Origin of the sequence: Streptomyces sp. NPDC037389 (genome assembly GCF_040636475.1) — a bacterium.
GTDB classification, from domain to species: domain Bacteria; phylum Actinomycetota; class Actinomycetes; order Streptomycetales; family Streptomycetaceae; genus Streptomyces; species Streptomyces hesseae.
In genome coordinates this window covers 60,210-86,284 of the sequence record NZ_JBEZUS010000020.1, presented here as the reverse complement: position 1 = coordinate 86,284, position 26,075 = coordinate 60,210, and the positions used below count along the sequence as shown (strand labels likewise).

Genomic DNA, 26,075 nt, shown 5'->3' with positions numbered 1-26,075 from the left:
CCGGCGGCGGGGGGGACCCGCCGGGGTCGCCGGGGGGGGCCCCCCCGCGCCCCGCCCCGGGGCGGGGGCGCGCGGCCCGGCGCCGGGGGTGGCCGGGGCGGCGGGCCGGCGCGCCTGGTCCGGTCGGCCGTCGACGGGCTCGTCGTCACTCGTCCTCGGCGGTCACGGCGGTGTCCGTGCACGGCCAGAAGCCGGCCTCGGCCTGCTCGGCCTCCAGCATCTGGAGGGCGGTCACGTCCTGCGTCATCTCATGTCACCTCCTTCACGAGCGATGCGGTGGGAGCTCGCCCGGCCGTCGTGCCCGGACCGGTGAGCGTTCGGGGCAGCCACAGGCGGGGACCCCCGTCCCGCAGCCGCAGCAGGAAGGCGAGCACTCCGGCGAGCCCGGTGCCGTAGTCGGCGTGGACCGACGTCCCGGTCTCGTCGGGGGCGAGGACGCGCCCGGCCCGCAGGGTGCGCCGGGCGTGGAGAGCGCCGGCGAGGTCTTCGGCCCAGTCGCGGTAGCGCTGTTCGCCGCATGCCTCGGCGAGGTCGAGGAGGAACTCGCCGTCGCCCGCCAGGCCGTGGCACTGGGCGGTGCCCGCGTGCCGGCGGGAGCGGTGGACCGCGACCGCCGCCCGGACGGCTCCGTCGAGGAACGCGCTGTCGCCGCTCGCACCCCACATGCGCAGCAGGAAGGTGCCGATGCCGGACGATCCGCTGCACCAGGTGGTCCGGCGGGGGCCGCCGGAGGGCCCGGCGGGCCAGTACGCGGCGCCGTCGGCCACGTCGGCGGCGGCGAGGAGGGTACGGGCGGCCTCGGCGGCCAGTGCGAGGTGGTCGCCGTTCCTGGTGGCCAGGCCCACGGCGAGCAGGAATGTGCCGACGCCGGCGGTGCCGTGGGCGAAGCCGTAGTGGACGACCTCGGCCGGGTCCGAGAGGCAGCCGGGCGGAACGGGCCAGAGCAGGCGCCCGGCGCGGCGGGTGGCCGCCGGGGCCAGCGCGGTGGCGGCCGCGTGGGCCCGGTCGAGGAAGTCGCGGGCGCCGGTGGCCTCCCAGAAACGGAGCTGGGTCAGGCCCGCGCCGGCGGTGCCGTGGCAGACGTCGGGGTTGGGCCACGCGAGGGGCACGCGGCGGACGAGCGCCGCGGCGGCGTCGGTCAGGGCCCGGTCGCCCAGGGCCTCCCCGGCGTCGAGCAGGGCCCACGCGGTGCCGGAACGGCCGAAGTACAGACCGGGCAGGACGCGCGGTTCGCGCCCGACGTGACGGGTGATCCACGCGGCGGCCGTGGCGGTGGCCTCGCGCACGGCCGGGCCGGAGCCGGCGCGGCAGGCCCTCGCCAGGACGCCGAGGACTCCTGCGGCGCCGTGCTGGACGTTGAACGCGTCGCTCGTCGCGCCGTAGGGCGACGGCGGCCAGAGCCGGTCGGTGCGGCCCGGGTCCATGGTCGCGAGGAGGTGCGCCAGGCAGCCGTCGGTGAGTTCGGTGGGCGGGGCCGGGTCCGGCCGTGGCGCCGGGACCGTCGCCGGCGTTCCCCGTCCGGTGAGGGCACGGCGGACGTCCACGAGGCCGGGGCGCCGGGCCGGGTCGGTGCGCAGCAGGGCGAGGACGAGCGGGGCGAGACGGCGGGCCGTGGGGTTGTCGCGGCCCAGGTGGCCGAGCCGCTCCCCCAGCCGCTGGTGCTCGGTGCGCACGGGTGGTTCGTCGGGCGCCAGGAGCGGTTCCGCCCCGGTGACGAGGTGGAAGAGGGTGGCGCCGAGGCTGTAGCGGTCGGAGGCGAAGGAACCGGTGGCGCCGGGCTGGGCGGCGCGCTGTTCGGGGGCGGCGTAGCCGGGGGTGTGCGCCCGGGTGATGCGCTCCCGGTGGCGGACGAGGAGTTCCAGGTCGATGAGACGGAGTTCGTCGTCCTCGGTGACCAGGAGGTTGGCGGGGTTGAGGTCCCGGAGCACATAGCCCCTGCCGTGGACGTACGCGACGAGGTCCACCAGGTGGAGGGCCAGGCGCACGGCGAGGTCGTGGGGCAGGCCCCAATGGTCGTCGCCGGTGGTGAGCCGGTCCGCGACCCAGCGGCGGAGGGTGACCCCGGGGAGGTCCTCCAGGACGAGGAAGAGGTCCCCCTGCTGTTCGAAGAGGGCGACCGGGCGGGGTGTGAGGCCGCCGGCGGCGAACTCCTCCAGCATCGCGGCCTCGTGGCGCCGCGCGTCACGGATGTCGCGCCCGGTGAGGGTGGCGTCCGTGTGGGGGCGGGCCTGTTTGACGACGACGGTCGCGCCGGTGTGCTGGTCGGTGGCCCGGTAGACGCCGCCGGTGAAGGCGTGCCGGATGACCTCCTCGACGACGTAGCGGCCGTCGAGGAGGACGGGCCGTGGCGCGGCGGTGCCGCCGGCCCCGGTGCCTTCTTCGGGTTCGGCGAAGGTGAAGGTGAAGGGGTCGCGGGGTGCCCAGTCCGGCGGGGCGAACCACGCGGTGCGCCGGTCCCGGCGCAGCGAGCCGTCGGGGGCCCTGAGCATGGCGGTGCGGGTGGCGTCGTCGGCGAGGACGGTCACCCCTCGGTGGGCGCCGTAGCGGTAGTGCACGAGGCTGCCGGGGCGGTAGGGGCGGTCGGAGAGGATGCCGGGCCCGGCCAGTCCTTGGGTGGCGTCGTGCAGTTCGGCGGCCAGGGCGCGCAGGCGGGGGCCGTCGTCCTCGGGGTAGACGGTGAGGAATTTTCCGCCGCCCGCGCGGTCGGCGGCGCGCGAGCACAGTTCCGCCACCCGGGCGGGTGTGGCGGCGAACTTGTACGCGCACCGGTGGCGGGCCAGTACCTCGGCCGCCCGTGCCAGCACGGTGGCGGCGGACACCGGGGTGGCGGAGAGGTGGAGTTTCCAGCCCTGGACGCGGGTGGTCCCCCCGGGTGGTGCGACGGAGCACCAGAAGTCGCCGGGGCTCACGTGCCAGTCGTCGAGCCGGTGGGCGGCGAGGACGGACCGGACGCGGTCCTGGAGCGCGGTCTCCCCGCGCCCTGCCGTCTTCGGGGCGTCTCCCGGGTGTGCCGGGGGGAGTGTCGTGGGAATTCCGGTGGTCGGCTCGCCCGTCCCCGTCGTCGTGTGCGCCATCGTCGGGTCCTCCGCCGGCGCCGGTGCTCAGGACCGGGCCGGGAGGCGGGCCGGCAGGTCGGTCGCGGTCCGGGCGGCGATCCTGGCCCGGTCGGCCGGCGTGCCGAAGCGCAGGTCGAGGCTGCGGGCGGCCGCGGCCCAGTCCCGCATGGTCCGTATGCCTCCGAGCGTCTCGACGACGAAGGGGTCGGCGCACCGGGCCGCCACGCGCTCCCATATGACGTCCGGGGCATCGCGCAGCACGTTGGCGACGGTGCCCAGGTAGGACGACATGGCGCGGATGTCGCCGTCCGGTTCCACCTGGAGGACGGGCGGGACCCCGTTGGCGGCGATGTCGTCGGGGCGCATGAGCAGCCGCATGTTGTCGTCGACCATGACGCTCAGCCCGGACGGGGCGAGGGAGCGGAGGTGGCGGGTGCGTTCCCGGTCGGTGAGCCGGGCGACCTGGTCGTCGTCGAGGAGTTCGTGCTCGGCGAACTCCTCGCGGCTGGCGAGCCCGCCGGGAACGGTCAGCCCGAAGACGAGGGTGCGCATCGCGGGGAAGAGCGGGGCGATCCGGGTGCAGAACTCGTCGAGCTGGTGGAGGTTGCTCCTCATGACGGAGCAGTCGATACCGAACGTGCCGTGGGCGACGCCCCGGGAGGTGAGCTCGCGGGAGGCCTCGTCCAGGAGGCGCAGCGCGTTCATGGCGCGGTCGAAGGAGCGGTCGCGGCCCCGGATGCGGTTGTGGACCTCGGCGGTGGCGCCGTCGAGGCTCACGGCGACGCGCTGAAAGGTCGTCAGGACCGCTTCGGCCTTCGCCCGGTCGACGTTCCAGCCGCTGGTGTAGAGCGCGGCCCGCACTCCGGCGTCCGTGAAGCGCCGGGCGACGTCGAGGACGCCCTTCACCACGAGGGGTTCGCCGCCCGCCAGGACGACGTTCCGGGGGCGCAGGGCGATCAGGGCGTCGGTCAGCTCCAGGAGCGGCTCACCCTTGAGGTGCCGGGACGGCCGTCTGCCGGACTCCGAGTAGCAGTGCGAACATCGCAGGGGGCACGCGTAGGTGATCTCCCAGATGATGTCCGTGGGGCCGCCGCCGCTGTTTTCCTTCACCGCGCACTCCCGTCCCATGAGGGCGTGTGGACGGGGTTCACCGTAGCCGCGGCGGCGACGCCCGGCGACGGTCGTTCCGCTGAGCGGACCGGGGCGGACCCGGGCGCGGTCAGGGTTCGCCGGGCATCTCCACCGGGGCGGCCGGGTAGGGATACCCGGCCGCCCCGCTGGAACCGCGAGCCGAAGGAGCACCCCCATGCCCAAGGTCCTGATCGTCACCGGTGACGCCGCGGAGGACCTGGAGGTCCTCTACCCCTATCAGCGGCTGCTGGAGGAGGGGTACGAGGTGGACATCGCCGCGCCGTCCGTCAAGAAGCTCCAGTTCGTGGTGCACGACTTCACGGAGGGCTTCGACACCTACACAGAGAAGCCCGGGCACTCCTGAAGCGCCGACGTCGCGTTCGCGGACGTGGCGCCGGACGGGTACGCCGCCCTGGTGATCCCCGGTGGGCGCGCGCCCGAGTATCTGCGGCTGGACGAGGACTTCCTGCGGATCGTGCGGCACTTCTTCACCGCCGCCAAGCCCGTCGCGCAGATCTGCCACGGCGCGCTGGCCCTGGCGGCGGCCGGGGTGCTCGACGGGCGTCGTACGGCCGCGTATCCGGCCTGCGCGCCCGAGGTGCGGCTGGCGGGCGGTACGTTCGTGGACGCCGAGGCCGTGGTGGACGGCAACCTCGTCTCCGCCCGGGCCTGGCCCGACCACCCGGCGTGGATGCGCGCCTTCGTCGAGCTGCTGCGCGAGCAGGTGCCCGTCAAATCCTGACAACGGACGGGCACATTCCCCGTTTTGTCGTGACCGCGATCACGGTTTGGTCCGGCAGTGTTCGCCTACAGTGCCCTTCTCCCACAACCTCCCCACCGGAAAAGGGCGTTCCATGGCGGTCAGTCGCAGATCCGTGCTCAAGGGCTCCTCCGCCGCGGCGGCGGCCTCGGTCGTCGGTACCGCCGGGGAGGCCGCCGCCGCGCCGTCCCCCGCCGGACAGCCGTCCACCGGCCCGCTGTTGCAGTCCAGGCCGCACCGGCTGGGGGCACCCGGCGTGCTGGGGGTGCACCTCCAGTTCGGCACCGATCCCGCCACCGAGATGACCGTCTCCTGGATCACCCCGCAGTCCGTGCGCCGGCCGCAGGTGCGGCTCGGTTCGCCCGACGGCGGGCACGGCCGGGTGGCCGACGCCGAGACGAGGACGTACCGGGACGGCCTGTCGAAGGAGGAGGTGTACGTCCACCACGCCCGGCTCACCGGCCTCCGCCCGGCGACCACCTATCTGTACTCCGCCGGCCACGACGGCACGACCCCGGAGACCGGCTCCTTCACCACCGCGCCGCGCGGCCGCAGCGCCTTCACCTTCACCAGTTTCGGCGACCAGGCGACGCCCAACCTGCGCCGGGTCATCCACCTCCCGGACGGCGTCCCCTCCCCCGTCAACCGCTTCCCGCTGCACACCAGCAGCCAGGTCGGCTCGCCCGCGTCCGCGGACATCGTCTCCGCCGTGGAGCGGGTCGCCCCGCTGTTCAACCTGGTCAACGGCGATCTCTGTTACGCGGCCATCGCGGGCGCGTGGGGCACCAGCCGGCCGGCGACATGGGCGGACTGGTTCATCAACAACAGCCGCTCCACCCGGCTGCGCCCCTGGATGCCGTGCGCGGGCAACCACGAGAACGAGAAGGACAACGGGCCCATCGGCGCCGCCGGCTACCAGACGTACTTCTCGCTGCCGGGCTCATCCGCCGTCTCGGACGAGGAGACCCGGGGCATGTGGTACGCCTTCACCGTCGGCGCGGTGCGCTTCATCAGCCTCGCCAACGACGACGTGGCGCTCCAGGACGGCGGCGACACCTACATCCACGGCTACTCCGGAGGCGCCCAGCGCCGCTGGCTGGAGCGCGAGTTGAAGGCGGCGCGCGGCGACCGCGGCATCGACTGGATCGTGGTGTGCATGCACCAGCCGATGATCTCCAGCACCCGGTCGGCGGGCAGCGACCTGGGGATCCGCGAGGCGTGGGGCCCCCTGTTCGACCAGTACGGCGTCGACCTGGTCGTCTGCGGCCACGAGCACCACTACGAGCGCTCGCACCCCCTGCGCGGCACGCTCCCGAACGACACCCGCACCCCCATCCCCGTGTCGACCCGTACCGACGTGATCGACACCGGCAAGGGAACCGTCCACATGATCATCGGTGCGGGCGGGAACATCGCCACCACGCAGGACGACATGTTCGACACCCCGCACGGCCGGGTCCTCATGGGCCTGAGCGACAAGACGACGTCCTCCGGTCACAAGGAGCCGATGTGGGTCACCGAGGACGCCCCCTGGGCCGCCGTGCGGGACCACAAGTACACCCACGGTTTCGCCGCCTTCGACGTCGACCCGGGCGACCGCCGCGGCGGCCGGACCAGCATGCGGGTCACGTACTACACGTTCGACGGACCGCACGGTGACCTCACCCCGGTCGACACCTTCACCCTGGAACGCCCGCGCTCCGACGCCCACCGGTCCTGACGCCGGCGGGCACCATGGTGAAGAACCGTCAAGGGTGACACCATCGTGCCGGAAAAAGGGGGTGTACCTCGGTCAACCCCGCTCGCGGGCTGGTCGGGCTGAGTAACATCCCGCACCAACACCGGCTACGAGGAGAGCGAGCTGCCGTGACCGAAGAATCCGACGACACCAACATCCAGGACCGGTACGCGGCGCGGTTCGCCGCCGACCTGGAGAACAACACCAAGGAGCGGGAGGCGATCCGCTCGAGGATCGCGGAACTGCGGGCGCGTCTGGAGCGGTTGGAGACCGAGGCGTCGTGGCTGTCCACGATGCGGGGCGCGGTCACCACGGGCCCCGGTGCGGCGCGGGACGAGCGGCCCGCCGCCGAGGCCGGGCCGACGGCGGATGCGTCGGCCGACGCACCGGCCGAGAACGCCGGGGACGACGCCCCGGCGCCGGAAGCCGCCCCGCAGACCGTGCCCCGGCCGCGCCGGGCGAAGAAGGCCGCCGCCGGTCAGCGCGCCCGCAAGGCGAAGGCGGCACGGGCCGGGTCCGCGGTCGCCGAGCCGAACACGAAGGAGGCGAAGGAGGCGAAGGAGGCGGGGAACGGCCGGAGGAGCGGGCCCACGCGCCGGGAGCTGGTCCTGGAGCTCCTGGCCCGGCACCACGAGCCGCGGACGGCCGGCGAGATCACCAAGGAGCTGGAGGAGGCGCACCCCGAGCGCGCCGCCAGCACCCAGGTGGTGCGCAACGCACTGGAGTCCCTCGTCTCGACGGGGGACGTGGAGCGCGAACGGCAGCAGAAGTCGGTGTTCTACACGGCTCCCGGCACCGCCGTCGTCGCCACCCCGGAGGCCCCGGAGGCCGTCTCCGGAACGGCCGGTGAGGGCGTCGCGGCGGCTGTCTAGCCGATGAATCCGCCGGCGCCGGAGCCCCCGCGCTCCGGCGCCGCGCCGTGCCGCGGCCGCCAAGCCACCCGTCGTACACGGGGGGCAACGGGCCCACGGGCGCACTCAGGAGCTCCTGGCGGGAATCCACACCGCGCGACCCTGCCCGCGCGTCGCCACCCTGACGGATGGGCAGGGTGAGTACGCGAGCGGCGAGGCGCGCCGCCGGGTGACACAGGGAGCCGGTATGACCGACGCAGCCATGGACGTGTCGCTTCCCCGGCGGGTCGCCGACGACCACGTCGACGCCCTCGTCCGGCTCGACCCGATCGTCGGTACGTTCATGGGCGACCCTCTGAGCTCGGGGCGGCTTCCGGACCTCTCCCCCGACGGGCACGACGCCATGGCCGCCCTCGCCCGCGCCACCCTCGCGCGGCTCACAGAGGCCGAGGCCCTCCCGGGCGGTGACCGGGGTGTGGAACGGCTCTGCGCGAAGCTGCTGCGCGAGCGGCTGACCGCCGGGCTCGACCAGTACGAGGCGGGCGAGGAGCTGCGCCGGGTCGACAACATCTCCTCACCCCTCCACCGCGTCCGCAAGGTCTTCGCCCTCATGCCGACCGGCACCGAGGACGACTGGGCCGCGATCGCCCAGCGGCTGCGGGCGGTGCCCGGCACGCTGGAGGGCTATCGCGCCTCGCTCGCCGAGGGCGCGCGACGGGGGCTGCCCGCCGGTCCCCGGCAAGTGGCCGCCAATGTCGACCAGCTGACGGAGTGGCTGGCCATCGGGGGGTTCGCCGTGTTCACCGCCGACGGCCCCGAGGCCCTGCGCGGTGAGCTGGCGGCGGCCGCTGAGGTGGCGACGGCGGCCGTGGCGGAGGCGCGGAACTGGTTCCGGGACGACTACGCCGCCGCGGCCGCCGGTGCCCCGGACGTGGTGGGCCGCGAGCGGTACATACGGGCCGCCCGCTTCTGGAGCGGCACGGACCTCGATCTGGACGAGGCCTACGCGTACGGGTGGGCCGAATTCCACCGGCTGCGGGAGGAGATGCGCGCCGAGGCGGAGACGGTGCTGCCCGGCGCCGGTTCGCCGTGGGAGGCGATGTCCTGGCTGGACCGGCACGGGCGGGCCGTCGAGGGCGTCGAGGAGGTCCGGCGGTGGCTCCAGGAGCTGATGGGCGAGGCGATCGAGGCGCTGGACGGTACCCACTTCGAACTCGTCGAGCAGGTCAAGCGCGTGGAGTCGCGCATCGCACCCCCGGGTGGTGCCGCCGCGCCGTACTACACCCAGCCCGCACTGGACTTCTCCCGTCCGGGGCGCACCTGGCTCCCGACGCTGGGCCGGACCCGGTTCCCCGTCCACGGCCTGGTGTCGACGTGGTACCACGAGGGCGTGCCGGGCCATCATCTCCAGATGGCCCAGTGGACGCTGGCGGCCGGGAGCCTGTCCCGCTACCAGACGAAGGTGGGCAGGGTGAGCGCCACCCTGGAGGGCTGGGCGCTGTACGCGGAGCGGCTCATGGACGAGCTGGGGTTCCTCACCGATCCGGCGCACCGGCTCGGCCATCTCGACGCGCAGATGATGCGTGCCGTCCGCGTCGTCATCGACATCGGCATGCACCTGGAGCTGGAGATCCCCCGCCACTCGGCGTTCCACCCCGGGGAGCGCTGGACGCCGGGCCTGGCGCGGGAGTTCCTCGGCCGCCACTCGGGCCATTCCGCCGACTACCTCGACAGCGAGATCACCCGGTATCTGGGCAGGCCGGGCCAGGCCATCGGCTACAAGCTGGGCGAGCGCTCCTGGCTGCGGGGCCGGGCGGCCGCCCGTGCCCGGCACGGTGCCGCGTTCTCGCTCAAGGAGTGGCACATGAAGGCGCTCGCGCTGGGTTCCCTGGGCCTGGACGACCTGGAGCGCGAACTCGCGGCACTGTGAAGCCACCGGCGGCCGGGCCGGGTCACCGGTCGCCGGTGCCGGGGATCTCCCGGGCCTCCAGGGGCCGGGTCGCGGGGCCGCTGAGGACGGTCCCGTCGGGTGCGAAGCGGGAGCCGTGGCACGGGCATTCCCAGGTCCGTTCGACGGCGTTGAACGCCACCAGACAGCCCAGGTGGGTACAGCGGGCGGAGACGGCGCGCACGGTGCCGTCCTCCTGCCGGTGGACCGCGCAGTGCCGGCCGCCGGCGTGGACGACGGCTCCGCCGCCGGGCGGGACGTCCGCCTCCGGGTCCGGGCGCCCGGCGCGCAGCCGGTCCGTCAGGAAGCGGCGTCCGAAGGCCATCTGGTTCTTGACCGCGGCGGGTGCCCCGCGCGCCACGCGGCCCGGTCGCCACGGGTCGTACAGGCCGGCCCAGGAGGGGATCGTCCGTCCGACGACGAGCTCCGTCAGCAGCCGGCCGGCCATGACGGCGCCGCTCAGGCCCCAGCCGCCGAACCCCGTGGCGACGTAGGCGTGCGCGGCCCCGGGGCGGCGGAGGCCGACGAGCGGCACCGCGTCGGCGGATTCGTGGTCCTGGGCCGTCCAGTGGTGGAGGATCCGGGCGCGTGGGAAGCGTTCCGTGGTCCATTGGACGAGGCGGTCGAACCGCCGGGCCACGTCCGGCTCCGCGGGGGCGGAGCACTCGCCGGTGACGATGAGCAGGCGTTCCCCCTCGCCGTACGGGGCGGTGCGCACCGACCGGCGGCCGTCGTCCCCGGTGACGTACATGCCGCCGGGGTCGTCCTCGGCGGGCAGCGTGGCGGCCACCGCGAGCTCGCGGCGTGTCGAGAGGCGGGTGAACAGCAGGCCGCGGTCGAGGACGGGGTGGTGGGTGGCGACGACCACGTCCGCCGCGGTGACGACGGCGCCGTGCTCGGTCGTCACCCGGCAGGGCGTGCCCTCCTTCAGCCCGGTCACCCGGGTGTTCTCGTGGACGCGGCCGCCGCGCGCCAGGATGTCGTGGGCGAGGGCGAGCAGATAGCGGCGCGGGTGGAGCTGTGCCTGGTTCTCGACGCGTACGGCGCCGGTGACCGCGAAGGGCAGTCCGGTCTCCGTGGTGTACGAGGCGGCGAGCCCGGCCGCGCGGGCCGCCTCTGCCTCGGCCCGCAGGCTCTCGTGGCGGGTGGCGCCGGTGGCGTAGGCGTGGGCCGGCAGCCGTTCCAGGTCGCAGTCGGCGCGCAGCGCCGCCGCGATCTCGCCGACCCGGTCGACCGCCTCGGCCATGGAGCGCGCGCACAGCCGCGCGGCCTCGGCGCCCCGCTTCCGGCCCAGCCCGGCGTAGCCGAGGGGGTGCAGCGCGGTCACCTGGGCGGTGGCGCGGCCGGCGCTCCCGGCGGCGAGGGCCCCGGCCTCCAGCACGACCACCGAGCGTCCGGCCTCGATCAGCTCCCACGCGGTGCTCAGCCCCGTCGCGCCGCCGCCGACGACGGCGACGTCCACGGTGAGGTCGGACGTCAGGGCGGTGGCGCGGGGCATGGTGGGGGCGGTGGTGGCCGTCCAGTACGGCTCGGCGACGCCGGGGGGAAGGGGGCCGGGGCCGGGAAGGCGTGACATGTCCGCCGGGTGCCCGTGTCGCGGCGGCCGAAGCGCGGCGCGGCGCCGAATACGGCCGTCCGGGTGTACGCGGACCGCGCACCGTCATGCCGACGGTGTGTGGCACCCCCCGCCAGAGGTACGGCCCTGTCCTCGCGCCCCGGCCTGGCCTAGAGTGCCGCGCATGAAGATCATCGACCTGGAGCCCGGCGACGAGCGGCTCATATCCGACCTGTTCCCCGTCCTGCTCCAGCTGCGACCCCATCTCGACGAGGACCTCCTCCGGACGCTCTACGCCGAGGGGCACGGCCACGGCCTGCGCTTCACCGCCGCGTACCGGGACGACGGCAGGTGCGTCGGCGCGGCGGGCTGGCGCCTCGTCGTCAACACCAGCACGGTGCGCTCGCTGTACGTCGACGACCTGGTGACCGCCGACGACGTGCGCTCGACCGGCGTCGGCCACCGGCTCCTGGCCCACCTCGAGGAGTACGCCCGCGCGGCCGGCTGCCGCCTTCTGACGCTCGACTCCGGCACCCATCGGACGGATGCCCACCGCTTCTATCACCGTGAGCGGATGGCCGTCACCGCCTTCCACTTCCAGAAGCCGCTGGACTGACCCGGCCCTCGTCTCACCCGTTCGCGGGAACGCCGGTCCCTCGTCCATGTGACGGGGGCGCCCGGCGTGGGCCGGGGCGTCCGCCCGGCCGTCGCCCGCCTCGGCCGGTGGCCGCCGGGGGCCGTCGCGCGTGCGGCTCCCGGGCCGGGCGGCCAGCATGGACGGTGGCCGCCTCGGGCCGGTGAGACGAGGAGGAGACGGTGGCCGCTGACACGCCGCCTCCGCGATGGCTCTTCCCCGCCGAGGCGGACCCGACGGGCGGGGCGGACGAGGAGGCGGCGCGGGCGCGCGAGCACCGGCTGCTGCGGAACGTGCTGGAGGGCACCGCGGCCTCCGTCTTCGTGCTCGACCCTCGCCTGCGCTACCTCTACGTCAACCCGGCGATGGCGCGGATGTGCGGCATACCCGCGTCCGCGTTCCTGGGCCGGACCATCGGCGACGTCCTGCCCGAGATCCGGCGGCCCGAGGACGTCCTGCGCCAGGTGCTCGCGGACGGCCTGCCCCGGGAGGTCTCCGTCACGGGACGCACCCACGCCCGCTCCACCTACGCGCAGCGACAGTGGCGCACCGTCTATCACCGGCTGGAGGACGGGGGCCGGATCGTGGGCCTCTGCGGCATCGGCGTGGAGGTGAGCGGCCTTCGCCAGTACGTGACGGAGCTGGAGGCCGCCCATCAGCGGCTCGCCCTGCTCGACACGGCCGCCACCCACGTGGGGACCACTCTCGACGTGGAGACCACGTGCGCGGAGCTGGCCGACTTCCTGGTGCCGGAGCTGGCCGACGCGGCGAGCGTCGAGATCACCGAGGAGGAGGCCGGCGGGACGCCACCCCCGGCGCCGGGCATGCTGCGGCTGCGCCGGATGGCCCTGTCGGCGGTGCCGGAGCTGATGCGGCACCTGGCCCGGTTCGGCGAGCCGGGGGATCACGTGGACGTCCAGCGGGGCTCGGCGATCCGCCGGTGCCTGGACACCGGGCAACCGTGGGTGGGCAACCTCGCCTCGGACGAGCTGTTCCGGCGGATGGCCCCGGACCCCGGGCGCGTCACGGCCTACCGCGCCGCCGGGATCCACTCCCTGCTGGTGGTGCCCCTGCCCGCGCCCCAGCACCCGGTGGGGACGCTCATCCTGTCGCGGGCGGGGGAATCGCCCCCGTTCGCCGAGGACGACGTCGTGGTGGTGCGGGAGCTGGCCGCGCGGGCCGCCGTGACCGTGAGCAACGCCCGTCGGTACACCCATGAGCACGCCATGGCCCTGGAGTTGCAGCGCGCCCTGTTGTCGGAGCCCGGCAGCCCGCATCCGGACGTCGAGACGGCCTCGCGCTATCTGCCGGCGGGCCGCAGCGCCCTCGTCGGCGGCGACTGGTACGACTCGCTGGCGCTGCCCGACGGACGCACCCTCCAGGTGATGGGCGATGTGATGGGCCACGGTTTCGCGGCGGCCGTCGCCATGAGCCAGTACCGCTCGCTGCTGCGGACCGTCGCCACGTCCGGCGCGTCGCCCGCCACGATCCTGGAGCGGGCCGACCGGGACGCCGCCCGGATCGGCCTGGACCGTGTCGCCACGTGCCTGCTGGCGCTGATCGACCCCGGCGCGGGCACGGTCACGGCCGCCCGCGCCGGGCACCTGCCGCCCGTACTGCTGCGCCCGGACCGCGAGGGCGAGTTGCTGGACGTCCCGGCCGGTCCGCCGCTGGGAACCGCGCTGTGCGGGTACGAGGCGTTCACGGCGCGGATGCCGCCCGGGAGCGTCCTGTTGCTGTACACGGACGGGCTGGTGGAGCGGCGGGGTGTGGACATCGACGTGTCGTTGCGGTGGCTGACGCGGCTCCGGCTGCCGCTGGACGGCCCCCTGGACGGCGTCCTCGACACGCTGCTGTCCCGGCTCACCGAGGGACCGGCCGAGGACGACATCGCCCTGCTCGCCGCTCGGCTGCGCCGGGCACCGGCCTGAACGCCGGCTTGAACGTGTTCAAAAACAGGTCTACAGTCCCGATCAAGAAAGTTTTGAACACGTTCAAGAAAGGCATGGGACGTGGACCTCACAGTCGTCTCGTACGCCGTCTACCTGCTGATCTGCCTGGGCCTCACGATCTGGGTCGCCCGTACGCTGAGCCGCAACGGGCAGATATTCCTGGCCGATGTGCTGCACGGGGACGAGAAGCTCGCCGGAGCCGTCAACCACTTGCTGGTGGTGGGCTTCTACCTCGTCAACCTGGGCTTCGTGGCGCTCTACCTCCAGGACGACTCCGCGGTCACGAACGCCCGCGGGGTGTTCGAGACCCTGTCGCGGAAGCTCGGCGTCGTGCTGCTGGTGCTCGGCGTGATGCACCTGGGCAATGTGTACGCGCTCAACAAGTTCCGCCGCCGCGGCATGACGGACCGCGGGCAGCTCCCGCCGGTCCCGCCGCAGGGATGGCACACCGCCCCACAGGGCCACCCCGGCCCCCAGGGCTACCCCGGCCCCCAGGGTCCATGGGCGACGCCTGCCGGGCAGTGAACCGGGCGTAGCCCCTTCCGGCCGCGCGGCTAGGCTCTGACCGTGTCAGCAGAGAACGAGCCCCGCGCCCCCAAGAGCGAGCAGACCCGCGCCCTGATCCTGGAGACAGCGCTGAGACTGTTCCAGGAACGCGGCTACGACAAGACCACGATGCGGGTCATCGCCAAGGAGGCCGGGGTCTCCGTCGGCAACGCGTACTACTACTTCGCCGGCAAGGAGCACCTGATCCAGGGCTTCTACGACCGGATCGGCGCCGACCACCAGAGGGCTGTCCGTGAGGTGCTGGACCGGGAGACCGACCTGGAGGCACGGCTGGCCGGGGTGCTGGAGGCATGGCTGGACGTGGCCGGGCCGTACCACGAATTCGCGGCGCAGTTCTTCAAGAACGCCGCCGACCCCGACAGCCCCCTCAGCCCCTTCTCCCCCGAGTCCGGGCACGCCCGCGAGGCGGCCATCGCCATTCACCGCGAGGTGCTGACGGGCTCCAGGGCGAAGGTGCCGGCCGAGCTGGCCGACGTGCTGCCGGAGCTGATGTGGCTGTCCCAGATGGGGCTCACCATGTACTGGGTCTTCGACCGCTCGGCCGGCGGCGAGCGCAGCCGCCGGCTGGCCGGCCGGGGCGCCCGGCTGACCGCCCGGGGCGTGACTCTGGCCCGGTTCCGGGTGCTGAGGCCGCTGGTGCGCGAGGTGCATGAGCTGTTCACGGACTTCCTGCCGGGGATGGCCGGGAAGGTCGCCGCCCGCGCCTGAGAGCCGGGCGCCGAGGCCGGGGGCCGGAACCCTGTCCGGACATTTCGGATATTACCGGCTAGTATCCCCTTGACATGGGATATACGGGGAGGAAAATGGCGATTACACCAGACAACCGGTGAGAGCCGCACCGTTCGATGGAGACGTTCATCGGATTCGAGTGACCCCCATCTCGGCTACTGGCCAGGCCCCCGGAAGGGCCCAGAACCGACGGCGAGATCGAGGCGACGACCGAGATTCGCGGGTCGGGGATGGAGCGCCGGGGGCTGTCGCATGTCCGGGCCCGAGCGCGCGGCGACGCGGCGATCACTCAAGCGTGTCCGGCGGTGCCGGGCTTCCTCCCTTGCACCGAGTACATCAGGCAGGAAGCGGCCAGGAAGTCGGGGTGGCTCATGGCCGTCCGCGCGGCCTCCAGCCCCTCGTCGGTCAGGCCGGCGGCCAGGAAGCGGTCGCGCAGATGCCATGTGTTGTGGATCTGGAGGGCCGTTCCCGGCGAGTCCGCGCGCCACCGCTGGACCTCGGGCTCCGCGTCGACGTCGGTCAGCCCCGCCCCGTGCATGGCGGTGGCCGCGTCCCGGCCCCAGGTCAGGCCCGCTCCGGCGGAGTCCAGAAGGGCGATCTTGGCGTCGAGGTACGCGCCGTAGGCGGCCCGCGCCGCGTCGCCGGACTCCCCCACCGGGATCAGCGGCCCGTAGGTGGTCTCGTCGAACTCGTCGAGCTGGAGCCGGCCCCCGGGCCGCAGCGCAGCGACGAGCCGCCGGAGCACATCGAGGCGTCCGGGCAGATGGAGCAGGACGAGACGGGCGTGGATGACGTCGAACTCGTTCTCCGGGAGCGGGTCGCTCGTGATGTCGTGCGTGAGCACCCGCAGCCCCGGCGCGGGTGCCAGGTGCCGCGGTGTGACGTCCGTGGCCAGCACCGACCCCGTGGGCGAGACGCGTCCTGCCAGCCACCGGGCCACGCTGCCGCCCCCGGCGCCCACCTCCAGCACACGGGCGCCGGGGTCCACGCCGAGCCGGGCCAGCCGGCGGGTGGTGAAGGGGTCGTAGGCGGCCGCGAGGCAGCGGTGTTGTTCGGCCGCGTGCTCGTTCTCGTTGTCGAAGACATAGCCGTGCGGCGGTGTCGTCGTCACGTAAACGTCCCGTCCCGGAGGTCGTCGTCGCGGGGCCGTCGTGCGTGCCTCGGGCGTGGGTGCTCCGGGCCCGAGGGTACGGCTCCGGCACCGGCGCGTACAGGTCGCCTCCGGTGGGCGGCGCGGGGAGGCGTCGCCACCTCGGCCGATGGAACGGGCTCGTTCGGCCGGACGGGCGAGTGCCGCTGACGGGTTCGTCGTACAGGCGTGCCTCCGTGGCTCAATGGCGGGACGCGCCGCCGCGCGTCGTGCCCGCGGCGGCGCGGTGACCTTGCGAGAGGAGCGGCGGGTGAGGCAGCGGCAGCGCGACGACGCCGGCGGGGCCGACGTCGCGCGTCCGGTGCGGCTCAGCGGCGCCACCGGCCTGGAAGCGCCCGAGACGCCGGTCTGGATGCGGTGGCTGCCCGCCGTCTTCGTCGCCGCCGTGCTGCTGCTCGAACCGCTGACGCCCGTGAAGTGGCCCGTGAGCTTTCTGCTCATCGCCCTTCCCGTGATCGCCGCCTTCGCGCACGGCCCCGCCGGCGTCGCCGCCGTCACGGTCTTCGCCGTCGCGCTGGAGGGCACCCTGGCCGGCAGTGTGTGCTGCGCGGGGCGTCCCTCGCACGATCTGTGGGAGCGTCACTACGTCGGCGCGTACGTCTCCACCGCCGTCGTCGGCGTCCTGGGCACCGTTCTCGCCGCGCACCGGCGGCGGCAGGCGGCCCGGCTGGTGCGGGCCGGCTCGGTCGCCAAGGCGCTGATGCTCACGTTGCTGCGGCCGGTGCCCCGTGAGGTCGGCGGGGTGCTGGCGGCCGGGGTCTACCGGCCCGCCGAATCCCTGGTCGGTGGCGACCTCTTCGAGATCCGGGCGACGGACGCGGGTGAGCGCGCCGTCGTCGGCGACGTCCGCGGCAAGGGGCTCGCCGCCGTGCGGACCGTCGCCGATCTGCTGGGCTGCTACCGCCAGGTCGTCCACGACGCGGGTCATCTGGCGCAGATCGCCGTCAGCATGGAGCGCTGCGTCGCGCGCGAGGCGGCGGCGGTGCCGGACGACGAACTGTTCGTCACCGCGATCCTCGTCGAGTACGACGCGCTCGCGCGGCGGGTGGAGATCGTCAACTGCGGCCATGTCGAGCCCGTCCTGATCTCCGACGGCGAGGTCCGCGCTCTCGCCGGGCCGCCCGCCCTTCCCCTGGGCCTGGCGGCGCTCACCGACGAGGCCCCCGTCGCCTACAGCCACCCCTTCGGGCCCGGCGACGTGCTGCTGCTGTGCACCGACGGGCTGGTCGAGGCCCGTGACGCGGCCGGGGGCTTCTATCCCCTCCTGGACCGGCTGCGCGACCGCTTCGGCGGCCGCCCGGCCCCGGAGCCGGAGGAGGTCGTCGACTTCCTCGACGCCGACCTCCCCCGGCACACCCTCGCGCTCCACGACGACGTGGCCGTCCTCGCGATCGCCCCGCGCGCACGTCCGTAGCCGTGCGCGCCCGGCGTCAGCGCTTGCGGCTGTACGTCCGCACCAGGACACCGTTGTCGAAGGCTCGGACCGACTCCAGGGCGAAGTCGGTGACCGCGAAGTCCGCGCCGAACATCGGCATGCCCGACCCGTAGACCTGCGGATAGGTCTTGATCACCAGCTCGTCGACCTCTTCGAGCAGCTCACCCGCCAGCTGGGAGCCACCGCAGAGCCAGATGCCGAGCTCACCGTCCTCCGCCTTGAGCTTCCGGATCGCGCCGGGCACGTCCTCCGTGATGAGCGTGACGTTCGGGTCGGGCGACTCCCCGAGCGTCCGGGACGCCACGTACTCGCGCAGATGCCCGTACGGGCTGGTGATGTTGACGTCGAGGGCGAGCTGGTAGCTTCCCCGGCCCTGGACGACCGTGTCGAACCGCCGGTGCTCCAGGTCCGTCATGCCGAGGGCCGTGCGGCCCTCGGCGGAGACGGTCTCCGGGTATTCCGCCTTCAGGTAGTCCAGGAACTCCTCGTTGACGAACTGGTACATGGACGACGCGTCACCCTTCGGGTCGCCGATGAAGCCGTCGATGGAGCAGGCGACATAGTAGGTGAGCTTGCGCAAAGCGTTCCTCATTCTCGTAGGCGACGTGCGAACCACTTCGCATATAGTGCTTCATCTGTAGTGGTTGCGCAAGCCCCTTTTCACGGCTCATCGAGCGGCTCGCCGAGAGGACATGACGGATGGCCAGGAACCCGGAACGAAGAACGGCTCTCGTCGACGCCGCCATCGAGGTACTGGCGCGCGAGGGGGCGCGAGGGCTCACCTTCCGCGCGGTCGACGCGCAGGCCGGGGTGCCCGTCGGGACGGCGTCCAACTACTTCACCAGCAGGGACGATCTGTTCACCCAGGCCGGCCGGCGCATCCATGTACGGATGACGCCCGACCCCACCCAGGTCGGCGAGGCCATGCGGGCGGCCCCCTCGCGCGAGCTGGTGACGGAGCTCATGCGGTGGCTGGTGCGCCGTATGACCGCCGAGCGCACCGGCTATCTGGCCATGCTGGAGCTCCGTCTGGAGGCCACCCGCCGCCCGGCCCTCCAGGCCGAGCTCAACCGCGCCGTCCGCGCCGCCCTGGAGGAGAGCGTCCGTTTCCACCTGGACGCCGGCCTGCCCGGCGACGCGGACACCGTGCTCGTGCTCTATCTCGCCATGACCGGTGTGCTGCTGGAGCACTTCACACTGCCGGACGTGCTCTCCGGCACCGAGCTGGACCGGCTCGTGGAGATGGTGGTCACCCGGATCGTTCCTCCGTCGGGTCCCAGGTGACCGGAAGCCGGTGGGCTCCGTAGAGGTTCATGTCGTCGCGCAACGGCACCTCCTCGGGCGGGACGGCCAGGCGCAGCGACGGGAAGCGGGTGAAGAGGGCGGGCAGGGCGACGCGCAGCTCCACACGGGCCAGTTGCTGGCCCAGACACTGGTGGATGCCGTGGCCGAAGGCGAGGTGGCCGGTGGCGGTGCGGCTCAGGTCCAGGGTGTCGGGGTCGGTGAACCGGGCGGGGTCGCGATTGGCGGCCTGGACGGAGAGGGTGACCGTCTCACCGGCCTTGATCAGCGTGCCGTCCACCTCGACGTCCTCCAGCGCCGCCCGCACCCCGGTGTGACCGATGCTCAGATAGCGCAGCAGCTCCTCGACGGCCTGGTCGGCGAGGCCGGGGTCGGAGCGCAGGGCGGCGGCCTGCTCGGGGTGGGTCAGGAGGGCGAAGGCGCCCAGCGTGATCATGTTCGCGGTGGTGTCGAGCCCGGCGGCCAGGAGGAAGCTCCCGAGGCCGGCGACCTCCTCGTCGGTGAGGTCGGTGGCGGTCAGGTCGCTGAGCAGGTCGTCGGTGGGGGCGGCGCGCTTGACCGGCACCAGTTCGCGGACGAAGTCCCCGAGCGCGGTCAGGGCGGAGTGCTGCTCCTCGGCCGTCGCGCTCGCGCCGTTCACCGTCGCGGCACGGTTCCGGAAGCCCTCGCGCTCGTCCTCGGGCACGCCCAGCAGTTCACAGATCATCAGGGCCGGTACGGGGTGGGCGTACGCCGCCACGAGGTCGAGGTCCGGGCCCTGGCGCTCCATGGCGTCGAGGTGCTCGGCGGCGATCTCCTCGACGCGGGCGGTGAGGGCGCGCATCCGGCGGACGGTGAAGTTCCCGGCGAGCAGCCGCCGGTAGCGGGTGTGCTCGGGCGGGTCGATGCCGGTGAGGTCCCCGAGGGTGGCCGGGGGCAGGGTGGTGACCCCGGGGATGGCGACGGGCAAATGCAATAACTCGTACCGCGAGCTGAAGCGGCGGTCCGCCCCTATCTTGCGGATCACGGAGTGACCGGTGGCCAGCCAGCCCAGATGGCCGTCGGGGTAGCGCATCCGGCGCAGCGGTTCCGTGTCGCGCAGCCGCGCGAGCTCGGTGGGCGGGTCGAAGGGGCAGCCCTCGGGGCGGCTCAGCGGCAGCCCGGGGAGCGGGTCGGGCTCGGGGCGCGGCGCGGTCGCCTGAGCGGTCCGCTCGGGCGGATTCATCGATGGTTCGTTGTGCATGATGCCCTCCGGGTGCAGAGTGACGTGCGGGAACGGTGATGATGCCGTGTGGCGTCATCATGGCCCACAAATAGCGCCAAATTAAGATCGATTAACCGACATACTGGCTCAACTCACACCTTCAAGGCGCTATGCCAGCCACTCACTCGTCTCCGGAGGGCTCTCACGTGTCGGACCGTTCGCTGCCGGTGGAGCCCGGCACGCCCGAAGTGGCCGTCCAGGAGCGGCGGCTCCGCCGTGACCTGGGATTCTGGGGGCTGACCGGAATCGGTTTCTCCAACATCGTCGGCTCCGGCTGGCTGTTCGCCGCGATGTACGCCTCCCAGACGGCGGGGCCCGCGTCCCTGCTCACCTGGGTCGGCGCGGGCGTGCTGTGCGGGCTCGTCGCCCTTGTCATGATCGAGCTCGGCGCGTCACGCCCCGAGGGCGGCGGAACGGTTCGCTGGCCGCTGTACGCGAGCGGCCGTCTGGTCGGCACGGTCGTCGGCTGGTCGGTGCTGCTGTCGGTGGGCGGCACCGCGGCCGAGATCAGCGCGATCATGCAGTACGCCAACCACTATCTCCCCGGCCTCTACACGGGCCACACCCTCAGCGTCTCGGGCCTGGGCGTCGCCGTGGCGCTGAGCACCCTGCTGACGGCGCTGAACTGGTTCGCGGTACGGACGTTCGCCCGGCTCAACAACCTCGTCTCGGTCTTCAAGGTCGTCATGCCCGTGGTCACCGTGCTCGCGCTGCTCGCCTCCGGCTGGCACTCGGGGCGGCTGACCGACCACGGCGGTTTCGCGCCCTACGGCTACGCGGCCTGTCTGTCCGCGCTCGCCGGGGGCGGCGTGGTGTATTCGGTGAACGGCTTCCAGGCCCCGCTGGACTTCTCCGGCGAGGCCCGCGATCCCCGCCGGACCATCCCGGCCTCGGTGCTCACCGGCATCGGGCTGGCCCTGCTGATGTATCTGGGGCTCCAGCTGGCCTTTCTCTTCACCGTGCCCGAGGACCTCCTCGGGGAGGGCTGGAAGGGCGTGAACTTCGAATCGCCCTTCGGCCAGCTGGCGCTGATCTTCAATCTCCACTGGCTGTCCACGCTCCTCTACGCGGACGCGGTCGTCTCGCCGGGCGGCTCGGCGTACGTGGGCGTCGCCATCGACGCCCGCCACACCTACGCCCTCGCCAAGAACGGCACCCTGCCCCGGGCGCTGATGAAGGTCGACAGCCGCTCCGGCATCCCGCACCGGGCGCTGGCGCTGAACCTCGCCGTCATCGTGGTCTTCCTGCTGCCCTTCGGCGGCTGGCAGCACATCGTCAGCATCATGGGCGACATGTACCTGCTGATCTATGCCGCGTCGGCCGTCGCCGCCGCGGTCTTCCGGAAGCAGCCGGGCGCGGAGATGGCGGGCTGGGTGCCCGGGCTGCGCTGGATCGCGCCCGTCAGCTTCGTGGTGTCGAGCGAGTTCGTGTACTGGTCGGGGTGGCACGACCTGCGGCTGGCGCTGCCGCTCGTGCTGGGCGGACTGCTGATCTTCCTGGCCATGCGGCGCCCGGGCCACGAGGACGGCCCGCTCGTCGCCGAACTGCGCACCGGGGCCTGGCTGATCTTCTACCTGGCCGTGCTGACGCTGCTCTCCTGGCTCGGTACCTTCAAGGGCTCGGGCCGGCTGCCCGCGCCGTACGACTCGCTGACCGTCGCCCTCGTCGCGCTGGGCGTCTTCTTCTGGGCGGTCCGTTCGGGCGTACGGCAGCTGCCGCCCGCGGTGGGCGCTCACGCGTGACAGACCGGCGGCCCACCGTGGAACTCCGCCATGCGGGCGAAGAGTTCGTCCATGTCGAGCCGGCCGCCCCGGGCCTCGCCGCGTTCCTCGGCGTAGGCGCGGAACAGATTGGGCACCAGGCGTTCGGCGTCCACCCAGCCGCCGTACGGGCCCGGGCCCGCCGCGCGGGCGACGCCGAGCGGGTCGAGCCCGGCCGCCAGGCCGTCACGGGCCAGCCGGAGCAGCCGTCGTAGATACGCCGCGTTGTCGTCTAGTACGCCGGGCCCGGCGACCGGGCCGTGGCCGGGGACGACGACTTCGGGGCCCAGCGCGCGCAGCGCGTCGAGCGCCTCCAGGGAACCGGCGACGGAGCCCATGGGGCAGAACGGCGTCACCCCGTTCATCACCAGGTCCCCGGCGAACAGCACCCGCTGCCGGGGCAGCCAGACCACCGTGTCGGCCTCCGTGTGCGCGGGGCCGAAGGACAGGAGCTCGGCTGCCGTGTCCCCGACGTACAGGGCGAGGCGGTCCCGGAACGTCAGTTCCGGCAGGACCGGGCGCAGCGCGCCCCAGTCGACGCCGGGCCACAGTCCGGTCAGGTGGAGCCCGGCGCGCGCCATCCAGGCGCGGGTGGTTTCGTGCCCGACGATCAGGGCTTCGGGGAAGAGGAAGTTGCCGAAGGTGTGGTCGCCGTGGAAGTGGGTGTTGACCACGATCGCGGGGGCGGCCGGGGCGACGGAGAGCGCGGCGGCCCGCAGGGCCCGGGCGCGGGACTCGGTGGCGACGGTGTCCACCAGCGCCGAGCGGCCGGCGGAGACGATCAGTCCGGCGTTGTTCAGGCACCAGCCCCCGTCGGGCTGGACATGGGCGAACACGCCGTCGGCGACCTCCAGCGGCTCCGGCCCGTGGCCGCCCGGTCCATGCCCGGTCATGGGGTCTCCCTCGGTGCTCGGGGACGGTCGGTCACGCGCATCGTCCGTCCCCGGGCTGGAGTTCCCGTCGAGCGGCGGCGGACCGCCCGGGCGGAACGGATCCGCCCGGGCCGTCCGGCGTGGGCGTTACAGGCGCTTGAGCACGTGCAGCAGGTACGCGTCCCGGTTCAGCGGGTCCGGGCCCTGGGAGCGCGGCCGCACCGGATGGCGTCCCCGGACGGGGCGGTAGCCGTGGAAGGCGGACAGGAAGACGCCCTCCCCCTGGGTGAGCCCGGGGACCCGCTGCTCGAAGCCGTGCGTCCGGCCCGCCGCCAGCAGACCCTCCAGCCGGTAGACGTCACCGTCGGCGACGGGCGGGAAGGGGGTCGCGCCCACCTCGGCCAGCTTGCCGAGGACCGGGCTCAGGGCGCCTGCGGGCAGCTCCAGTTCGAAGGCGTTCACCGGCTCGTGGACCTCGGTGCCGGCCCGGCGCAGCGCGTCCATCAGCACCAGCGGTGTGACCTTGCGGAAGTCGTCCGCGGCGCTGACGGGGCTGGCGTACCCGGTGTGGGTGAGCGTCACCAGGCAGTCGGTGACCTGCCAGCCGTGCAGACCGTGCCGCAGGGTCGAGTGGACGGTGTCCTCGATGGCCTTGTGGAACGCCCGGGGCAGTGAGCCCAGTTCGACGCCCAGGCGGAACACGACGCCCTCGCCCGGCCCGGCGGGCTCGACGCGGAGCCCCACCGTCGCCCAGAAGTAGTTCTCGTAGGCGCGGGTGTCGATCTCCTCCAGTGCCGTGCCGACGCCGACGGGCTTCTCGATGTGGACCGTGCGGGTCTCCTCGAAGCGGACGGCGACGCCGAACTCCTCCGCGAGGGTGGTGTGGATGATGTCCTTCTGCACCTCTCCGTAGAGGCGCAGGACGGCGCCCCCGGTGTCCGCGTCCTGCTGGAGCTCGATGTGGGGGTCCGCTTCGGCGAGGGCCGTCAGGGCCGTGTGGAGCCGGGGCGCGGCCTCGGGCCTCAGGGGGCGGACGACGGTCTCCAGGGCGGGCGGGGCGAAGACGCCGGTGTGCCCGGTGGCGTCCGCCGGGCCCAGCCGGTCGCCGACGCGGAGGTCCTTCAGGCCCCGGATCTGTGCGATGTCCCCGGCCTCGGCCCGGGTCTCGACGGTGGTGGCGCCCCGTTCGAAGACGCGCAGCGAGGTGATCCTGCCGGAGTGCCGGGTGATGTGCCCGGAGTGGTCGGTGCGGTGGAGGACGGCCTCGTCGCGGGCGGCGAGGCTGCCGGCGGTCAGATGGAGGTAGCCGATCCGTTCGCCCCGGGGGCCGCGTTCGATCTTGAATACGGTGCCGGCCGGTTCCCCGCCGGGGCGGGCGTCATCCGGGGCGGGGAGCAGGTTCCTTACTCCGGAGAGGAGTTCCTCGATGCCCTCGCCGGTGGCGGCGGAGCCGAAGTACACGGGGTGGACGAGTCCCTTGGCGGTCTGGAGGGCGAGTTCCGCGGTGTAGTCGCCGGGGGTGAGGGCGCGGGTGTCGTCCAGGCAGGAGCCCAGGAAGGCGTCGCTGTGCCCGGCGAGGACCTCCGCGAGTCCGTCGGTGAACGCCGGGTCGTCGAGGGTGCGCGGGCGGACGCGTACGGCGGGGGTGCCGAGGTCCGTGACGGTGGTCATGGCGACGGCGGAGCCGGTGAGCCGCCGGCGGATCCCGGCGAGCACGGCGTCGGTGTCCGCTCCGGCGCGGTCGGCCTTGTTGACGAAGACCACGGTGGGGATCGCGAGCCTGCGCAGGGTGCGCATCAGGACGCGTGTCTGCGGCTGTACGCCTTCCACGGCGGAGACGACCAGGACGGCACCGTCCAGCACCCGCAGGGCGCGTTCGACCTCGGCGATGAAGTCGGAGTGCCCGGGGGTGTCGATCAGGTTGACCTTGAGGTCGTCGAGGACGAAGGCGGCCACGGCCGAGCGGATGGTGATGCCCCGGCGCCGTTCCAGCTCCAGGGAGTCGGTCTGTGTGGTGCCGTCGTCGACGCTCCCCACCGTGTCGAATGACTCCGGTGCGGTGGAGGAGGCGCTCGGTGAGGCTGGTCTTACCGGCGTCTACGTGGGCGAGGATCCCCAGGTTCAGCTTGTTCATACGGGCTCTTCACAGTCATGGGTGCGGGCATACGGTCCTTGGTCGTCGGAGCTCCGGTCGCCTGCCGCATGATGTCCCGCTCTCTCCATTCGTGGTGAAGTGGTTCGTGAAGTGGTTCGTGAAGTGGCCCCGCACGGTCTCGTGCGGGGCCAATCAATCAGTTGCCGTGGGCCTTGTCCAAGGGTTTTCCCCGGGTGCCCGTTCCGTGCCGTCAGCGGCGGAGGGTGTTCAGCACCGCGTCGGCCCTGACGCGCTCACCCGTGGCGTTGGGGTGGAGCGGCAGGGTGGGCCTGCCGGGAATGAGCGGCTCGATCCAGGGGTCCGCCGAGCAGGGGTCGTGCCCCGTGGTCGGGGTGAGGGTGTCGACGAAGGTGGCGTCGTTGGCGGCGGCGGTCCTGGCGGCCATCTTGTTGAGGTCGCCGAGGACGGTGCGCAGATAGCCGATGTCGCCGGTCGTGATGGGCATCTTGCCGATGCAGGTCCTCGGGTCGTCGGGTACCACCGACGGATAGCCGACGACCAGCACCTTGGCCCCGGGCGCCTTGGCGTGGATCCGCTTGAGGCCGTCGGCGAGCTGGGGCGCCACGGCGTCCAGGCGCTTGGTGAGCGTGTCCTTGTAGAAGTCGCGGCAGGGCGCGCCGAAGGGGTTGGTGAGGGCCAGGCCGGAGCACGCCAGGACGACGTCGACGAAACCGAGGTCCGAGGTGCCGAGGTTGTTGCCGCCGATGGTGAGGGTGACGAGCCCGGTGCCCGGCTTCACGGCGTCGAGCTGCGGGCCGTTGACGCGGATCCCGGCGTCGGTCTGCGCCGTGGTGAGGGCGCCCACCTTGGCCGCGGCGCAGGTGGCGTCGGTGTACGAGGCCGGTTTGAGGTTCGCGGCGACGAGGCGGCCGTAACTGCGGTCGGAGCGCAGGCACAGTCCGCCGGAGATGTTGGGGATCCCGGCGCCGGCGGCGTAGGAGTCGCCGAGGGCCACATAGGACGTACCGGAGCCGGTCTGCCTCGTGGCCTGGGCGGGGGGCGCCACGGCGGTGGTGAGGGGCGTGGCGAGGAGGGCGCAGCCGGTCAGCAGGGCGGGCCACTTCCGGCGGGACGTGCCGCCGTGGGCGTCCGTACCGCTGTTCCTACTGCGGGTCGCTGCTCTGGGCACAGGTCCTCCTGGGGGGTACGGAGAGGTTGAGCGGGCGACGAAACCGGCCGGTAACGTTGCGGATATCGTCGTGGTCTCCCGCCTCGTGGGCCACGTACCGGTGCACAG

19 protein-coding genes and 2 pseudogenes are annotated in these 26,075 nt (G+C 73.4%); 11 read left to right on the top strand and 10 right to left on the bottom strand.

All coding sequences use genetic code 11. The annotated features are described in order from the left end of the window. Positions 1–145: 145 nt before the first annotated feature. From AB0E98_RS30965 to AB0E98_RS30955, 3 genes are read right to left on the bottom strand one after another with little or no spacing between them, the layout of a single operon-like run. The gene (locus tag AB0E98_RS30965; protein ID WP_361709103.1) at positions 146–247 is read right to left on the bottom strand and encodes an ALQxL family class IV lanthipeptide; all 102 of its coding nucleotides are present in this window, start codon (positions 245–247) and stop codon (positions 146–148) included. Between the two features lies 1 nt (position 248). Then, complete coding sequence (lanL, locus tag AB0E98_RS30960) at positions 249–3,074, bottom strand: class IV lanthionine synthetase LanL (protein WP_361709100.1); 2,826 nt, start codon at positions 3,072–3,074, stop codon at positions 249–251. Positions 3,075–3,101: 27 nt separating this feature from the next. Next, the gene (locus tag AB0E98_RS30955; RefSeq protein ID WP_361709098.1) at positions 3,102–4,166 is read right to left on the bottom strand and encodes a radical SAM protein; all 1,065 of its coding nucleotides are present in this window, start codon (positions 4,164–4,166) and stop codon (positions 3,102–3,104) included. 196 nt (positions 4,167–4,362) lie between these two features. Between AB0E98_RS30955 and AB0E98_RS30950 the strand changes: the two are divergent. The 4 genes and pseudogenes from AB0E98_RS30950 to AB0E98_RS30935 all read left to right on the top strand — a co-directional run bounded on the left by AB0E98_RS30950 (position 4,363) and on the right by AB0E98_RS30935 (position 9,466). Next, positions 4,363–4,929, top strand: a pseudogene (locus AB0E98_RS30950) (DJ-1/PfpI family protein). Positions 4,930–5,041: 112 nt separating this feature from the next. Then, entirely contained in the window at positions 5,042–6,667 is a 1,626-nt protein-coding gene (locus AB0E98_RS30945; protein WP_361709096.1) for a metallophosphoesterase family protein, read from the top strand. Positions 6,668–6,813: 146 nt separating this feature from the next. Beyond that, positions 6,814–7,557: a hypothetical protein gene (locus AB0E98_RS30940; protein WP_361709094.1), complete on the top strand. Its 744-nt coding sequence runs from the start codon at positions 6,814–6,816 to the stop codon at positions 7,555–7,557. A 226-nt stretch (positions 7,558–7,783) separates the two neighbouring features. Further along, complete coding sequence (locus tag AB0E98_RS30935) at positions 7,784–9,466, top strand: DUF885 domain-containing protein (RefSeq protein WP_361709092.1); 1,683 nt, start codon at positions 7,784–7,786, stop codon at positions 9,464–9,466. Between the two features lie 22 nt (positions 9,467–9,488). Here the strand turns inward: AB0E98_RS30935 and AB0E98_RS30930 are convergent, their stop codons facing one another. Further along, positions 9,489–11,060, bottom strand: coding sequence for an FAD-dependent oxidoreductase (locus AB0E98_RS30930; RefSeq protein ID WP_361709090.1), 1,572 nt, complete (start codon positions 11,058–11,060; stop codon positions 9,489–9,491). A gap of 163 nt (positions 11,061–11,223) precedes the next feature. On the opposite strand from AB0E98_RS30930, the gene AB0E98_RS30925 reads away from it, so the two are divergent. From AB0E98_RS30925 to AB0E98_RS30910, 4 genes are all read left to right on the top strand, one after another. Next, positions 11,224–11,655, top strand: coding sequence for a GNAT family N-acetyltransferase (locus tag AB0E98_RS30925; protein WP_361709087.1), 432 nt, complete (start codon positions 11,224–11,226; stop codon positions 11,653–11,655). Positions 11,656–11,855: 200 nt separating this feature from the next. Then, entirely contained in the window at positions 11,856–13,604 is a 1,749-nt protein-coding gene (locus AB0E98_RS30920; RefSeq protein WP_361709085.1) for a SpoIIE family protein phosphatase, read from the top strand. 81 nt (positions 13,605–13,685) lie between these two features. Beyond that, positions 13,686–14,150 carry a hypothetical protein gene (locus AB0E98_RS30915; protein WP_361709083.1) on the top strand — a complete coding sequence of 155 codons (465 nt, stop codon included), beginning with the start codon at positions 13,686–13,688 and terminating at the stop codon, positions 14,148–14,150. Between the two features lie 42 nt (positions 14,151–14,192). Beyond that, positions 14,193–14,900: a TetR family transcriptional regulator gene (locus AB0E98_RS30910; protein WP_361709080.1), complete on the top strand. Its 708-nt coding sequence runs from the start codon at positions 14,193–14,195 to the stop codon at positions 14,898–14,900. 310 nt (positions 14,901–15,210) lie between these two features. Here AB0E98_RS30910 and AB0E98_RS30905 read toward each other — a convergent pair whose 3' ends face one another. Then, a complete protein-coding gene (locus AB0E98_RS30905) occupies positions 15,211–16,032 on the bottom strand; it encodes a class I SAM-dependent methyltransferase (protein WP_361709077.1) in 822 nt (273 codons plus the stop codon). A gap of 289 nt (positions 16,033–16,321) precedes the next feature. On the opposite strand from AB0E98_RS30905, the gene AB0E98_RS30900 reads away from it, so the two are divergent. Continuing rightward, a complete protein-coding gene (locus AB0E98_RS30900) occupies positions 16,322–17,485 on the top strand; it encodes a PP2C family protein-serine/threonine phosphatase (RefSeq protein ID WP_361709074.1) in 1,164 nt (387 codons plus the stop codon). 16 nt (positions 17,486–17,501) lie between these two features. Here AB0E98_RS30900 and AB0E98_RS30895 read toward each other — a convergent pair whose 3' ends face one another. Further along, entirely contained in the window at positions 17,502–18,086 is a 585-nt protein-coding gene (locus AB0E98_RS30895; RefSeq protein WP_361709108.1) for a dihydrofolate reductase family protein, read from the bottom strand. A 119-nt stretch (positions 18,087–18,205) separates the two neighbouring features. Between AB0E98_RS30895 and AB0E98_RS30890 the strand changes: the two genes are divergently transcribed. Beyond that, positions 18,206–18,790: a TetR family transcriptional regulator gene (locus AB0E98_RS30890; protein ID WP_361709073.1), complete on the top strand. Its 585-nt coding sequence runs from the start codon at positions 18,206–18,208 to the stop codon at positions 18,788–18,790. Here AB0E98_RS30890 and AB0E98_RS30885 read toward each other — a convergent pair. Continuing rightward, positions 18,756–20,030: a cytochrome P450 gene (locus AB0E98_RS30885; protein ID WP_361709070.1), complete on the bottom strand. Its 1,275-nt coding sequence runs from the start codon at positions 20,028–20,030 to the stop codon at positions 18,756–18,758. The genes AB0E98_RS30890 and AB0E98_RS30885 overlap by 35 nt on opposite strands. 131 nt (positions 20,031–20,161) lie before the next feature. Here AB0E98_RS30885 and AB0E98_RS30880 point away from each other — a divergent pair, with 131 nt between their 5' ends. Continuing rightward, entirely contained in the window at positions 20,162–21,793 is a 1,632-nt protein-coding gene (locus AB0E98_RS30880; protein WP_361709067.1) for an APC family permease, read from the top strand. On the opposite strand, the gene AB0E98_RS30875 is transcribed toward AB0E98_RS30880, so the two are convergent. The 3 genes and pseudogenes from AB0E98_RS30875 to AB0E98_RS30865 all read right to left on the bottom strand — a co-directional run bounded on the left by AB0E98_RS30875 (position 21,784) and on the right by AB0E98_RS30865 (position 25,967). Next, on the bottom strand, positions 21,784–22,704 hold the full coding sequence (locus AB0E98_RS30875; protein WP_361709064.1) for an MBL fold metallo-hydrolase: 921 nt from the start codon (positions 22,702–22,704) through the stop codon (positions 21,784–21,786). The two genes, AB0E98_RS30880 and AB0E98_RS30875, sit on opposite strands and share 10 nt — an antisense overlap. Positions 22,705–22,830: 126 nt before the next feature. Next, positions 22,831–24,817: pseudogene (gene otr(A) / locus AB0E98_RS30870) on the bottom strand (tetracycline resistance ribosomal protection protein Otr(A)). A 211-nt stretch (positions 24,818–25,028) separates the two neighbouring features. Further along, the gene (locus tag AB0E98_RS30865) at positions 25,029–25,967 is read right to left on the bottom strand and encodes an SGNH/GDSL hydrolase family protein (protein WP_361709063.1); all 939 of its coding nucleotides are present in this window, start codon (positions 25,965–25,967) and stop codon (positions 25,029–25,031) included. Positions 25,968–26,075 lie beyond the last annotated feature (108 nt).

Coding starts and splice junctions, on each gene's coding strand:
- AB0E98_RS30965 (WP_361709103.1), bottom strand. CDS start 247: ATGACGCAGGACGTGACCGCCCTCCAGATGCTGGAGGCCGAGCAGGCC.
- lanL (WP_361709100.1), bottom strand. CDS start 3,074: ATGGCGCACACGACGACGGGGACGGGCGAGCCGACCACCGGAATTCCC.
- AB0E98_RS30945 (WP_361709096.1), top strand. CDS start 5,042: ATGGCGGTCAGTCGCAGATCCGTGCTCAAGGGCTCCTCCGCCGCGGCG.
- AB0E98_RS30935 (WP_361709092.1), top strand. CDS start 7,784: ATGACCGACGCAGCCATGGACGTGTCGCTTCCCCGGCGGGTCGCCGAC.
- AB0E98_RS30930 (WP_361709090.1), bottom strand. CDS start 11,060: ATGTCACGCCTTCCCGGCCCCGGCCCCCTTCCCCCCGGCGTCGCCGAG.
- AB0E98_RS30925 (WP_361709087.1), top strand. CDS start 11,224: ATGAAGATCATCGACCTGGAGCCCGGCGACGAGCGGCTCATATCCGAC.
- AB0E98_RS30890 (WP_361709073.1), top strand. CDS start 18,206: ATGGCCAGGAACCCGGAACGAAGAACGGCTCTCGTCGACGCCGCCATC.
- AB0E98_RS30885 (WP_361709070.1), bottom strand. CDS start 20,030: ATGCACAACGAACCATCGATGAATCCGCCCGAGCGGACCGCTCAGGCG.
- AB0E98_RS30880 (WP_361709067.1), top strand. CDS start 20,162: ATGCCAGCCACTCACTCGTCTCCGGAGGGCTCTCACGTGTCGGACCGT.
- AB0E98_RS30875 (WP_361709064.1), bottom strand. CDS start 22,704: ATGACCGGGCATGGACCGGGCGGCCACGGGCCGGAGCCGCTGGAGGTC.